Genomic DNA, 12,496 nt, shown 5'->3' on the forward strand with positions numbered 1-12,496 from the left:
GTGTCCAGCTCCGACATCTTCACCGGTGAGCTCATCGGTACAGCAGTATTGATTCTGCTCGGCGGCGGCGTGTGCGCCGCCGTCACTCTGAAGCGCTCGAAGGCGCTCAACGCGGGCTGGCTCGCCATCACGTTCGGCTGGGGGTTCGCCGTACTGGCCGGTGCGTACATCGGCGCCAAGTCCGGTGCGCACCTCAACCCCGCCGTGACGTTCGGCCTCGCCCTCGACGGTGCGGTCGAGTGGAGCGATGTGCCGCTCTACATCGGCTCCCAGCTGCTCGGCGCGATGATAGGCGCGACGCTGGTCTGGCTCGCCTACTACGGTCAGTTCAGGGCTCACCTGACCGACCCGGAGCTGGTCGCGAGCCTGAACCCCAAGGAGGGCATGGTCGACCAGACCGCGACCCCCCAGGCCGGCCCGGTGCTGGGCATCTTCTCCACCGGCCCCGAGATCCGTCACGCGGTGCAGAACCTCGTCACGGAGATCATCGGAACCGCCGCGCTGGTGCTCTTCATCCTCACGATGGGCCTGACCAAGGGTCTGGCCGTCAGCGGCACCGGCACCCTGATGGTCGCCCTCGTCGTCGTCGGCATCGGCCTCTCGCTCGGTGGCCCGACCGGATACGCCATCAACCCCGCCCGCGACCTCGGCCCGCGCATCGTGCACGCGCTGCTGCCGCTGCCCAACAAGGGCGGTTCGGACTGGGGCTACGCCTGGGTACCGGTGGTCGGACCGCTCGTCGGTGCCGCGCTCGCCGCAGGCATCCACAAGATCGCGTTCTGAGCACCCGCCGCCGAGAACTTCAGACTTTCCCAGGAGCACACACACCATGACCGACGCGAACACCACGACCGGCTCCCACGGCACGGGCCCGTTCATCGCCGCGATCGACCAGGGCACCACCTCGTCCCGCTGCATCGTCTTCGACCGGGACGGCCGCATCGTCTCCGTCGACCAGAAGGAACACGAGCAGATCTTCCCGAAGCCGGGCTGGGTCGAGCACGACGCCACCGAGATCTGGGCCAACGTCCAGCAGGTCGTCGCCGGCGCGATCGAGAAGGCGGGCATCACCGCCGCCGACGTCAAGGCGATCGGCATCACCAACCAGCGTGAGACCACGCTGCTGTGGGACAAGAACACCGGCGAGCCGGTCCACAACGCGATCGTCTGGCAGGACACCCGCACCGACGGTCTCTGCAAGGAGCTCGGCCGCAACGTCGGCCAGGACCGCTTCCGCCGCGAGACCGGCCTGCCGCTGGCGAGCTACTTCTCCGGCCCGAAGGTCCGCTGGCTGCTGGACAACGTCGAGGGCCTGCGCGAGCGCGCCGAGGCCGGCGACATCCTCTTCGGCACCATGGACTCCTGGGTCATCTGGAACCTCACCGGTGGCACCGACGGCGGCGTGCACGTCACCGACGTCACCAACGCCTCCCGCACGATGCTGATGAACCTGCGCAGCCTCGCCTGGGACGAGCGCATCGCGGAGTCGATGGAGATCCCCGTCGCCGTGCTGCCGGAGATCCGCTCCTCCGCCGAGGTCTACGGCACCGCCAAGGGCGGCGCGCTGGACGGCGTGCCCGTCGCCTCCGCGCTCGGCGACCAGCAGGCGGCCCTGTTCGGCCAGACCTGCTTCTCCGAGGGCGAGGCCAAGTCGACGTACGGCACCGGCACGTTCATGCTGATGAACACCGGCGACGAGCCCGTCAACTCCTACAACGGCCTGCTGACGACCGTCGGTTACCGCATCGGCGACGAGAAGCCGGTCTACGCCCTCGAGGGCTCCATCGCCGTCACCGGCTCCCTCGTGCAGTGGATGCGCGACCAGATGGGCCTGATCAAGAGCGCGGCCGAGATCGAGACGCTCGCCAGCTCCGTCGAGGACAACGGCGGCGCGTACTTCGTGCCGGCCTTCTCCGGCCTGTTCGCCCCCTACTGGCGCTCCGACGCGCGCGGTGTCATCGCGGGTCTGACCCGCTACGTCACCAAGGCGCACATCGCCCGCGCCGTGCTCGAGGCCACCGCCTGGCAGACCCGCGAGATCACCGACGCCATGACGAAGGACTCCGGCGTCGAGCTGACCGCGCTCAAGGTCGACGGCGGCATGACCTCCAACAACTTGCTGATGCAGACGCTCTCGGACTTCCTGGACGCCCCCGTGGTGCGCCCGATGGTCGCCGAGACCACCTGCCTCGGCGCCGCCTACGCCGCCGGCCTCGCCGTCGGCTTCTGGCCGGACACCGACGCCCTGCGCGCCAACTGGCGCCGGGCCGCCGAGTGGACACCCCGGATGGACGCGGACACGCGTGACCGCGAGTACAAGAGCTGGCTCAAGGCCGTCGAGCGGACCATGGGCTGGATCGAGGACGAGGAGTAATCATGAGCACCCTGCAGAGCGTCCCGACCCTCGGGACGCACCCGGCTGCCGGTTCCAACCCGAGCCGCGCCGAGACCCGGGACCGACTGTCCAACGCGACGTACGACCTCCTGGTGATCGGCGGCGGCATCCTGGGCACCTCGGTGGCCTGGCACGCCGCGCAGTCCGGACTGCGGGTCGCGATGGTGGACGCCGGCGACTTCGCCGGCGCCACCTCCTCCGCCTCCTCCAAGCTCGTCCACGGCGGTCTGCGCTACCTGCAGACCGGCGCGGTCAAGCTGGTGGCGGAGAACCACCACGAGCGTCGGGTGCTGGCCAAGGACGTGGCCCCGCACCTGGTCAACCCGCTCACCTTCTACCTGCCGGTCTACAAGGGCGGCCCGGTCGGCGCCGCCAAGCTGGGCGCCGGTGTCTTCGCCTACTCCGCGCTGTCCGCCTTCGGCGACGGCGTCGGCAAGGTCATCTCCCCGGCGAAGGCCCAGGCCGCCAACCCGGGTCTGCGCACGGACAACCTCAAGGCCGTCGCGGTCTACTACGACCACCAGATGAACGACTCGCGCGTGGCCGTCATGACGGTCCGCGCGGCCGTCGAGTCCGGCGCCGTGGTCCTCAACCACGCCGAGGTGACCGGTCTGCGCTTCACGCACGGCAAGGTGACCGGCGCGGAGCTCAAGGACCGCACCGACGGCACCGAGTTCGGCGTCAACGCCCGCGTCGTGCTCAACGCCACCGGCCCGTGGGTCGACCACCTGCGCACCATGGAGGACAAGGGCGCCGCCCCCTCCATCCGCCTCTCCAAGGGCGCGCACATCGTGATGAAGCGCAAGTCGCCGTGGAAGGCCGCCATGGCCACCCCGATCGACAAGTACCGCATCACCTTCGCCCTCCCGTGGGAGGACCAGCTCCTCCTCGGCACCACCGACACCGCGTACGAGGGCGACCCGGCCGATGTCCGCGCCACCGAGGAGGACATCCAGCAGATCCTCGACGAGGCGGCGTTCTCCATCCAGGACGCGGACCTCGACCGCGACCTGATGACGTACGCCTTCGCGGGCCTGCGCGTGCTGCCGGGCGGCCCCGGCGACGTGGCCCAGGCCAAGCGCGAGACGGTCGTCTCCGAGGGCAAGGGTGGCATGCTGTCCGTCGCCGGCGGCAAGTGGACGACCTACCGCCACATCGGCCGTACGGTCATGAGCAAGCTCGCCAAGCTCCCCGGCAGCCCGCTGACCGAGGACATGGAGCCCATCTCCAACCTGGTCCGCCGCACCCCGCTGCCCGGCATCTCCAACCCCAACGCGGTCGCCCACCGACTGCTGGTGGACCGTGAGCCCGGCAGCCGCATGGACCCGCTGACCGCCCGTCACCTCGCCTCGCACTACGGCTCGCTGTCCTTCGACATCGCGCGCCTGGCGAACGAGAACCCGGAGCTGGCCGAGCGCATCCACCCCGACGGCCCCGAGATCTGGGCCCAGGTCGTCTACGCCCGTGACCACGAGTGGGCCGAGACGGTCGACGACGTGCTGCGCCGCCGCACGACCCTGACGATCCGCGGCCTGGACTCCGAGGACGTCCGCGCCAAGGTCAAGGACATGCTGGGCGACAAGGGCTGACGCCCGGCCGCACCGCGGCACCGCATCACCCGTCGAGGGGAGAGACGCAGCGTCTCTCCCCTCGACGCGTGTCCCGCCGGCGCCCCCGCCGGCCCGGGGACCGGCCGCGGGGGCGACTCCCGTCGTACGGGGGCCGCGACCGCGGGACGCGGAAGCCGTAGGCTTGAGGTCGCACGCGGGAAGCGGGCCGCCGACGGGCGACCGACGGGCCCGCGGAACACGCGACAGAACTGCACGGAACTGCAACCGGCGGTGGCACGGACACCCGTTCCGCCCCGGTCGGAAGGAGGCGCTGGGTGATCGAGCTTGAGGGGGTTCCCGAGCTGATCGACCCGGTCATGATCTGTGCCTTCGAGGGGTGGAACGACGCCGGGGACGCCGCCTCCAGCGCGGTCGCGCACCTCGACCGCGAGTGGAAGGGCGAGGTCTTCGGGGCGCTCGACGCCGAGGACTACTACGACTTCCAGGTCAACCGGCCCACGGTGTGGCTGGACGGCGGGGTCCGCAAGGTCACCTGGCCGACCACCCGGCTCTCCGTGGTGCGCACGGGCGGGGCGACACCGCGCGATCTGGTCCTGGTCCGGGGCATCGAGCCGAGCATGCGCTGGCGCTCGTTCTGCAACGAGATCCTCGGCTTCGCCCACGAGTTGGGGGTGGAGATGGTCGTGATCCTGGGCTCGCTGCTCGGTGACACCCCGCACACCCGGCCGGTACCGGTCAGCGGCGTCACCTCCGACCCGGACCTGGCGCGCACCATGGATCTGGAGGAGTCCCGCTACGAGGGCCCGACCGGCATCGTCGGCATTCTCCAGGAGGCGTGCACGCACGCGGGCATCCCGACGGTGAGCCTGTGGGCGGCGGTGCCGCACTACGTCTCGCAGCCGCCGAACCCGAAGGCGACCCTGGCGCTCCTCAACCGCCTGGAGGACCTGGTCAATCTGCGGATTCCGCTCGGCGACCTGCCGGAGGACGCGCGGGCCTGGCAGCTCGGCGTGGACCAGCTGGCGGCGGAGGACAGCGAGGTCGCGGAGTACGTCCAGTCGCTGGAGGAGGCGCGGGACACCGCCGAGCTGCCGGAGGCCTCCGGTGAGGCCATCGCCCGGGAGTTCGAGCGCTATCTGCGGCGCCGCGACGGCCAGCCCGGACCGGGGCAGCCCGGCCTCGGGACCGACCCCGGCGTCGCCGACGGCCGGGATTCCTCGTACCTCCGTGACACCTCCAGCGGCCGCACACGGCCGCCGAAGCCACAGCCCAAGGACGAGTCGCAGTCGTCGGCGTCCGAGGATGACCCCGGCACCGGACCGGCCCCCGAGGGGCCGAACGACAAGGGGCCGGACGGCAAGGACTGACCACCCCCTGAAGGCACCTCCCCAAGGCGCCTCCTGGAGGCTCCTGGAGACCGGTGACGCGACGGTGCCCGGGACGACCGCGACCGACGCGGGCGTCCCGGGCACCGTCGTCTTCGTGGCGCGGTCCGGCAACCGCCGTGCACGCGAAGGAGGGTGCTCCCCGGCCGTTCGAGCCGGGGAGCACCCTCCTTGGGAAATGCGCGGGGTCAGCCCGTCACAGGGCCACGCCGAGCAGTGCGTCGACGGCCCGCGAGACGACGCCGGGCGCGCCCTCGTCGCTGCCGCCGTCGGCGGCCTGGGCGGCGGCCCAGCGGTCGACCGCGGCGAGCGCGGCCGGGGCGTCGAGGTCGTCCGCGAGGGCGTCGCGGATCTCCTCGACCAGGGCGTCGGCGGACGGTCCGTCCGGGCGCGAGACGGCCGCGCGCCAGCGGCCGAGGCGGTCGACGGCCTCGGTCAGGACGGCGTCGGTCCACTCCCAGTCGGCCCGGTAGTGGTGGGCGAGCAGGGCGAGGCGGATGGCGGCGGGGTCGACGCCGTCACGGCGCAGCCGGGAGACGAAGACCAGGTTGCCCTTGGACTTGGACATCTTCTGGCCGTCCAGGGCGACCATGCCCGCGTGCACGTACGTCTTGGCGAACGGGTGCTCGCCGGTGAGCGCCTGGGCGTGCGAGGCGCCCATCTCGTGGTGCGGGAAGACGAGGTCGCTGCCGCCGCCCTGCACGTCGAAGCCCATGCCGAGGTGCTCGAGGGCGATCGCGACGCACTCGATGTGCCAGCCCGGGCGGCCGGGGCCGAGGGAGGCGCCGTCCCAGCTGGGCTCGCCCGGGCGGGCGGCCATCCACAGCATGGGGTCGAGGGGGTTCTTCTTGCCGGGGCGGTCCGGGTCGCCGCCGCGCTCGGCGGACAGCAGTCGCATCGCCTCCGCGTCGAGGCCGGAGACCGCGCCGAAGTGGCTGTCGGACGCGACGGAGAAGTAGACGTCGCCCTCGAGCTCGTAGGCGGCACCGGCGTCACGCAGCCGCTCCACCAGCGGAACGATCTTGGGTATCGACTCCACGGCGCCCACGTAGTGCCGCGGCGGCAGCATCCGCAGCGCGGTCATGTCCTCGCGGAAGAGGGCGGTCTCGCGCTCGGCGAGCGCGGTCCAGTCGTCGCCGTTGGCGAGGGCCCGCTCGAGCAGCGGGTCGTCGACGTCGGTGACGTTCTGGACGTAGTGGACCTGCCGCTTGGTGTCGAGCCACACGCGCTGCACGAGGTCGAACGCGTTGTAGGTCGCCGCGTGCCCCATGTGGGTGGCGTCGTACGGCGTGATGCCGCAGACATAGATACGGGCGACGGGACCGGGGGCGAGGGTCACTCGCTCGCCGGTCGCGGTGTCGTGGATCCGGAGGTCGCGGCCACTGCCAGGCAGGGCGGGTACCTCAGAAGCGGGCCAGGCATGCATGTCCTGAAGCCTAACCGGACGCATGTTCCGGATACGAACCGGACTCGGCTCTTGGCCGAAGTCAAGCTCTTGCGCGATCTCGGCCAATCCGTACCGGCGGACCGTCTCAGACCGGCGGCCAGGGGATGGCGGGCCACTGGCCACTGGGCTCGCGGTGCCGCCCGGTCCGCAGGAGGTCCGCGACGCGGGCGCGCAGCGCCTCGATCTCGGCGGGGGTGATCAACTCGGCCAGACGTGCGGCCAGGGGCCGCCCCTCGGCCAGATCGGCCGAAAGTCGCCGTAGGGCCTCCAGGGCCTCCTCGGGCAGCGGCTCGCCGGCCCAGCCCCACAGCAGGGTGCGCAGCTTGTCGTCGGCGTTGAAGGTCACGCCGTGGTCGATCGCGTACAGCCGCCCGTCGGCCGCGGGCAGCAGATGGCCGCCCTTGCGGTCACCGTTGTTGATCACCGCGTCGAGCACGGCCAGCCGCCGCAGCCGCACGTCGTCGGCGTGCACCAGCAGCGCGGTGCGGTCCTCCCCGACCTCCGCGAAGCCGACGGCCTTCCAGCCCGGGCCCGGCTCCTCGCCCTCGACCAGCGCCAGCAGCTCCGCGCCGGCGGCCGCCTCCTCGTCCGGGCCCTCGATCCACAGCTGGCACATGCCCTCGCCGTACGGGCCGTCGCGCAGCACCGTCGGCGGGATCAGTCCCCAGCCCATGGCCTCGGAGAGTTCGTACGCCGCCACCTCGCGCTGCGCCAGCGTCCCGTCGGGGAAGTCCCACAGCGGGCGCTCCCCGGCGACCGGCTTGTAGACACAGGAGGCGGTGACGCCCTCGTAGGTGACCGTGCAGTACAGGACCGCGTTGGACGCCTCACGGACCCGGCCGCGCACCGTCAGCTCGCCCAGTGCCAGCAGCTCGTGCGGGGTCACGCTCCGCGGCGGTATCCGTTCTGGCGCGGACATACGTGTCCCTCCGGGTCGAGCGGCAGGCTGCACAGCGGGCACGGCGGGCGGCCGGCGTTGACGACTTCGAGGGCACGCTTGGCGAACGCGCGGGCCATGGTGCCGGTCAGCCGCACGCGCAGCATCGGCGGACCGTTCGCCTCGTCCTTGAGCAACCGCTCCTCGGCCTCGGCGAGGTCTTCCTCGGTGTCCGCCGCCAGCTCGACGAGGGCCTGCGCCTCCACCACCATCCGCTCGTGCTCGCCGTCCCAGGCCAGTGCCATGGTGCCGACCCGGAACTCCTCCTCGACGGGGGTGTCCAGGGGGGCGGTGTCGGCGAGTTCGGCGGGGGCCACGGCCGGCACCGGGGCATTGCCCCCGGTGCGCCGGACCACCTCGTCCAGCAGCTCGTCGATGCGCTCGGCGAGCGCCTCCACCTGGGTCTTCTCCAGCATGACGCTGGTGGTCCGGCCGGCCGCCGAGGCCTGGAGGAAGAAAATGCGGCGGCCCGGCAGCCCGACCGTACCGGCGACGAATCGGTCCGGCGGGTCATAGAGGAACACCTGACGGGACAACGTCCTGCTCCATTTGGTTCGGGTGGTCGGAGTGGCTGTGCGGCTCGGGGCGGGTCATGTGCGGTGCGGTACGGCCCGTTCCGGCGAGGCGATCACCGGCAGCGAGGCGGGCACCCCCGCCTCACCACCCTACTGCGCACGACGATCACGGTGCTCCCGCACCACCCCCGACGGCCGCGTCCCCCTCGCGCTCCGTCGGCGGCTGCCCGCTCGGGGCGAGATCGGCCAGGTCACCGGTGTCGCCGAGCCGCGCCAGATAGGGCCGCAGCCGGGTGTAGCGGATGGCCGTGACCGAGCAGGGGTCGACGGCGATCCGCTGGAAGAGATCGAGGTGGAGGCCGAGGGCGTCGGCGGCGAGCGCCTTGATGATGTCGCCGTGCGTGCACATGAGATAGACGGCGTCCGGTCCGTGGTCCCGCTCGATCCGCTCGTTCCAGTCGCGGACCGCGTCCAGTGCCCTCGCCTGCATGGCGCGGACGGACTCCCCGCCGGGGAAGGCGGCGGCGGAGGGGTGCTGCTGCACGACGGCCATCAGCGGCTCGTCGTGCAGTTCGGCGAGCTTGCGGCCCGACCAGTCGCCGTAGTGGCACTCCCCGATCCGCTCGTCGGTGTGCGACGGCAGCTCCGGCCGCGCGGCGAGCAGCGGTGCCAGGGTCTCCTGACAGCGCTGGAGCGGGCTGGCGACGGCGGCGGCGAGCGGCACGTCGCGGAGCCGGGCGGGGAGGGCGGCCGCCTGGGCGGCGCCGCGCTCGTCGAGGGCGACCCCGGGGGTCCACCCCGCGAGCACTCCCCCGGTGTTGGCGGTGGACCGGCCGTGCCGGAGCAGGATCAGCGTGGGCATGACGACCAGCCTACGTCCGTAACCGGGCGTCCCAGGCGCCCCTCCGGTGCGCCGGGGGCGGATTGGCGGAAGAATGCCTGTCGTGATCGTCGACGTCGGCATTTACCGGGACGGGCGCCGCGCGGAGGGCCCCGCCGACCTCTCGGACGCGCTGCGGGAGGCGCGCGCCAAGGGGCACTCCTTCGTGTGGGTCGGGCTGTACGAGCCCACGGAGGACGAGTTCGACCTGGTGACGAACGAGTTCGAGCTGCACCCGCTGGCCGTCGAGGACGCGCTCAACGCGCACCAGCGGCCGAAGCTGGAGGTGTACGACGACTCGCTGTTCATGGTGCTCAAGCCCACCACCTACGACGACGCGGCGGGCACGGTCACCACCGGTGAGCTGATGCTGTTCGTCGGCGACTGCTTCGTCGTCTCGGTCCGGCACGGCGAGGGCAGCCCGCTCGCGCGGGTGCGGCAGCGGCTGGAGCACGAGCCGGAGGTGCTCAAGCACGGTCCGACGTCGGTGATGTACGCGGTGAGCGACGCGGTGGTGGACCACTACATCGATGTGGCGGCGGCGCTCCAGGTGGACCTGGAGGAGCTGGAGGCCGAGGTGTTCGCGCCGGTCGGCGGGGACAACAGGAACACCGCCTCGCGGATCTACGCCTTCAAGCGGCAGGTCGTGGAGTTCCGGCGGGCGACGGTCCCGCTGGCCGAGCCGATGACCCGGCTCGCGGAGGCGCGGCTGCCGTTCGTGGACAGCGGTTCCCAGCCGTTCTTCCGTGATGTGAGTGATCATCTGACCCGGGCGAACGAGTCCGCGGAGGGCCTGGACCGGCTGCTTTCGGACATCCTGTCGGCCCATCTCGCGCAGACCGGCGTCCAGCAGAACGACGACATGCGCAAGATCTCGGCGTGGGCGGCTATGGCGGCCCTTCCGACGATGATCGCCGGGGTGTACGGGATGAACTTCGACCACATGCCGGAGTTGCGCCAGCCCTGGGGGTATCCCGCGGTGCTGGGGCTGTTGGCCGTGCTGGAGTTCGGACTGCACCGGCTCTTCAAGCGGCGCGGCTGGCTCTGAGGGCGCGGTGCCCGGCGGCCGGGTCGCGGGGCGCGGTCAGGCGAACTCGGGGGCGGGCTCGGCGGGACCGCGCAGCGCGTCGAGGCGGTCGGGCAGCCGCAGACCGACCGTCCGCCGCCAGCCGCCGAGCCGCTCGTACCCGTACAGGGCACGGATGCCCGCCGTGAGCGCCGCGGACTTGGCCTTCGGCCACCTCAGGATGCGGCCCATGTGGCCCATCACCGCGAGGCTGACGTCCCGGTAGACCACGATCTCGGCGAGCGCGCTCTGCTGGAGGGCCGACAGGATGGTCCGGCCGTATCCGGCGGCGGCGAGCCGCAGCAGCTCCTCGTGGCAGTAGGCGAGGTGGTTGGCCTCGTCGTGACAGATCATCTTGATCGCCCTGCCGACCTCGGGGTGCTCGCCGAAGTGCTTGGTGAGCATGTCCATCTGATCGGAGGCGCGTTGCTCGGTGACCCGGCTGTGCGCGAGGTAGGCGACGATGTCCCGCTCGGTGAGCGGGGTGTCGGCGCGCAGCTTGGTGTGGGGAAGCCCGATGCCCCGGCGTTCGAGGATGGCCGTGTAATCGGTCTCCGGCGGGACCGGCACGGGCTCCAGCCCCCGTTTGCGGAGCAGGGCGAGGAAGATCCGGCCGTGCTTGTCCTCGTCCGCGCCGTGTCGTGCGATCTTGGGTGCGAGGGCCTGCAGCTCGGGTGGCACCAGCGCGGCGATCCGGCCGTTCTCCCAGCCCCCCTGCGCTTCGCCGCCGGCGGCGATGGAGCAGAAGAGCCGGTACGACTCGTCGTTGTCGAGGATCTCCTGGAACACGCTTCTGGCCGAGAGCATGACTGCCACCTCCGTGCACGACGTCCCGAAGGCAAGTCAACTGCCGCGGTCGGGGCGCGGCAAACGCTCGGGCCGCGCGCTCGGCCGAATGCCGGACGGTGGGGAAACGGCGAGGGAAGGACGAAGGGCCCCGCGGTGCGTAACCACGGGGCCGTAGGGGGCGTTGTCCTCGGTGACGGCCGTGGCGGGGAAGGCACCCCGAGCCCCCACCACGGCCGCGGTTTGTCGTGCCGACTGCGGGCCGACTTTGTGCCGCCTGCGGCGGCGGGCGCCCTGCGGGCGCGTCCTCAATCGCCGGACAGGCTGCTGTGCTCTGTCCTCAATCGCCGGACGGGCTTGAATAAGCCCGTCCGGCGATTGAGGACACCGCCGCGCAGCGGAGGTGCAGCACCAGGCCTAGGCGAGCCCCGCCCGCTCCAGGGCGTCGACGCCGGCCCGCAGGCTCGCGATCCGCTCGTCGAGGGTGAACCCGGCGGGGGCCAGCGACAGTGTGGTGACCCCGGCCTCCGCGTAGGCCTGCATCCGGTCGGCGACGCGCTCCACCGGGCCGAGCAGGGTGGTGGAGTCGATCAGCTCGCGCGGCACCGCGGCCGCGGCGCCCGCCTTGTCGCCGGAGAGGTACTTCTCCTGGATCTCGGCGGCCGCCTTCTCGTACCCCATGCGCTGGGCGAGCTTGTTGTAGAAGTTCTGCTTGGCGCTGCCCATGCCGCCGACGTAGAGGGCGGTGTACGGGCGGAAGAGGTCCGCGAGGGCGTTCACGTCGTCGCCGACGGCCATGGGCACGGTCGGCACGAGGTCGAAGCCGTCGAGGTCCTTGCCCGCCTTCGCGCGTCCGGCCCGCAGGGCGCCCAGGGTGGTCTCCTCGGCGTGCTCGGGGGCGAAGAAGACGACGAGGGCGCCGTCGGCGATCTCGCCGGTCTGCTCCAGGTTCTTCGGGCCGATGGCCGCGATGTAGAGCGGGATGTGCTCGCGCACCGGGTGGACGGTGAGCTTGATGGGCTTACCCGGGCCGCCCGGCAGCGGCAGCGTCCAGTGGTCGCCGTCGTGGGCGACGCGCTCACGGGACATGGCCTTGCGGATGATCTCGACGTACTCACGGGTGCGGGCGAGCGGCTTGTCGAACTTCACGCCGTACCAGCCCTCGGAGACCTGCGGGCCGGAGACGCCGAGGCCGAGGCGGAAGCGGCCGCCGGAGAGCGAGTCGAGGGTCGCGGCCGTCATGGCCGTCATCGTGGGCGTACGGGCCGGGATCTGGAAGATCGCCGAACCGACGTCGATCCGTTCGGTCTGCGCCGCGACCCAGGAGAGCACCGTGGGCGCGTCGGAGCCGTACGCCTCGGCCGCCCAGCAGACCGCGTAGCCCAGCCGGTCGGCCTCGCGGGCGACCGCGAGGTTGTCCGCGTCCGTCCCGGCTCCCCAGTAGCCGAGGTTGATTCCGAGCCTCATCCGAGCCATGCGGGCGCCCCTTACCGATCAGTAACGTCGTTGTTCCG

11 protein-coding genes are annotated in these 12,496 nt (G+C 71.8%); 5 read left to right on the plus strand and 6 right to left on the minus strand.

All coding sequences use genetic code 11. The annotated features are described in order from the left end of the window. The 4 genes from JO379_RS07570 to JO379_RS07585 all read left to right on the plus strand — a co-directional run bounded on the left by JO379_RS07570 (position 1) and on the right by JO379_RS07585 (position 5,333). On the plus strand, positions 1–783 hold the full coding sequence (locus JO379_RS07570) for an MIP/aquaporin family protein (RefSeq protein WP_130876997.1): 783 nt from the start codon (positions 1–3) through the stop codon (positions 781–783). A 46-nt stretch (positions 784–829) separates the two neighbouring features. Then, the gene (gene glpK, locus JO379_RS07575) at positions 830–2,374 is read left to right on the plus strand and encodes a glycerol kinase GlpK (RefSeq protein ID WP_209514398.1); all 1,545 of its coding nucleotides are present in this window, start codon (positions 830–832) and stop codon (positions 2,372–2,374) included. 2 nt (positions 2,375–2,376) lie between these two features. Then, complete coding sequence (locus tag JO379_RS07580; RefSeq protein ID WP_130876999.1) at positions 2,377–3,984, plus strand: glycerol-3-phosphate dehydrogenase/oxidase; 1,608 nt, start codon at positions 2,377–2,379, stop codon at positions 3,982–3,984. A 296-nt stretch (positions 3,985–4,280) separates the two neighbouring features. After that, positions 4,281–5,333: a PAC2 family protein gene (locus JO379_RS07585; RefSeq protein WP_209514399.1), complete on the plus strand. Its 1,053-nt coding sequence runs from the start codon at positions 4,281–4,283 to the stop codon at positions 5,331–5,333. Between the two features lie 214 nt (positions 5,334–5,547). Here the strand turns inward: JO379_RS07585 and mshC are convergent, their stop codons facing one another. The 4 genes from mshC to JO379_RS07605 all read right to left on the minus strand — a co-directional run bounded on the left by mshC (position 5,548) and on the right by JO379_RS07605 (position 9,112). Continuing rightward, the gene (gene mshC / locus JO379_RS07590) at positions 5,548–6,777 is read right to left on the minus strand and encodes a cysteine--1-D-myo-inosityl 2-amino-2-deoxy-alpha-D-glucopyranoside ligase (RefSeq protein WP_130877001.1); all 1,230 of its coding nucleotides are present in this window, start codon (positions 6,775–6,777) and stop codon (positions 5,548–5,550) included. Positions 6,778–6,883: 106 nt separating this feature from the next. Then, entirely contained in the window at positions 6,884–7,717 is an 834-nt protein-coding gene (locus JO379_RS07595) for an SCO1664 family protein (protein ID WP_130877002.1), read from the minus strand. Then, positions 7,681–8,271 (minus strand): DUF3090 domain-containing protein, encoded by a 591-nt coding sequence (locus tag JO379_RS07600; RefSeq protein WP_130877003.1) that lies wholly within the window; start codon positions 8,269–8,271, stop codon positions 7,681–7,683. The genes JO379_RS07595 and JO379_RS07600 overlap by 37 nt, the downstream gene beginning before the upstream one ends. Before the next feature lie 145 nt (positions 8,272–8,416). After that, positions 8,417–9,112: a histidine phosphatase family protein gene (locus tag JO379_RS07605; RefSeq protein ID WP_130877004.1), complete on the minus strand. Its 696-nt coding sequence runs from the start codon at positions 9,110–9,112 to the stop codon at positions 8,417–8,419. Positions 9,113–9,185: 73 nt separating this feature from the next. Between JO379_RS07605 and JO379_RS07610 the strand changes: the two genes are divergently transcribed. Next, positions 9,186–10,178, plus strand: a complete 993-nt coding sequence (locus tag JO379_RS07610; protein WP_209514400.1) for a magnesium and cobalt transport protein CorA — start codon at positions 9,186–9,188, stop codon at positions 10,176–10,178. 36 nt (positions 10,179–10,214) lie between these two features. Here JO379_RS07610 and JO379_RS07615 read toward each other — a convergent pair whose 3' ends face one another. Both JO379_RS07615 and JO379_RS07620 read right to left on the minus strand, forming a co-directional pair. Beyond that, positions 10,215–11,003 carry a ferritin-like domain-containing protein gene (locus JO379_RS07615; RefSeq protein ID WP_209514401.1) on the minus strand — a complete coding sequence of 263 codons (789 nt, stop codon included), beginning with the start codon at positions 11,001–11,003 and terminating at the stop codon, positions 10,215–10,217. Between the two features lie 396 nt (positions 11,004–11,399). Then, the gene (locus tag JO379_RS07620; protein WP_209518573.1) at positions 11,400–12,449 is read right to left on the minus strand and encodes an LLM class F420-dependent oxidoreductase; all 1,050 of its coding nucleotides are present in this window, start codon (positions 12,447–12,449) and stop codon (positions 11,400–11,402) included. Positions 12,450–12,496 lie beyond the last annotated feature (47 nt).

It is taken from the genome of Streptomyces syringium (genome assembly GCF_017876625.1).
GTDB lineage: Bacteria > Actinomycetota > Actinomycetes > Streptomycetales > Streptomycetaceae > Streptomyces > Streptomyces syringius.

Coding starts and splice junctions, on each gene's coding strand:
- glpK (WP_209514398.1), top strand. CDS start 830: ATGACCGACGCGAACACCACGACCGGCTCCCACGGCACGGGCCCGTTC.
- JO379_RS07580 (WP_130876999.1), top strand. CDS start 2,377: ATGAGCACCCTGCAGAGCGTCCCGACCCTCGGGACGCACCCGGCTGCC.
- mshC (WP_130877001.1), bottom strand. CDS start 6,777: ATGCATGCCTGGCCCGCTTCTGAGGTACCCGCCCTGCCTGGCAGTGGC.
- JO379_RS07595 (WP_130877002.1), bottom strand. CDS start 7,717: ATGTCCGCGCCAGAACGGATACCGCCGCGGAGCGTGACCCCGCACGAG.
- JO379_RS07605 (WP_130877004.1), bottom strand. CDS start 9,112: ATGCCCACGCTGATCCTGCTCCGGCACGGCCGGTCCACCGCCAACACC.
- JO379_RS07610 (WP_209514400.1), top strand. CDS start 9,186: ATGCCTGTCGTGATCGTCGACGTCGGCATTTACCGGGACGGGCGCCGC.
- JO379_RS07615 (WP_209514401.1), bottom strand. CDS start 11,003: ATGCTCTCGGCCAGAAGCGTGTTCCAGGAGATCCTCGACAACGACGAG.
- JO379_RS07620 (WP_209518573.1), bottom strand. CDS start 12,449: ATGAGGCTCGGAATCAACCTCGGCTACTGGGGAGCCGGGACGGACGCG.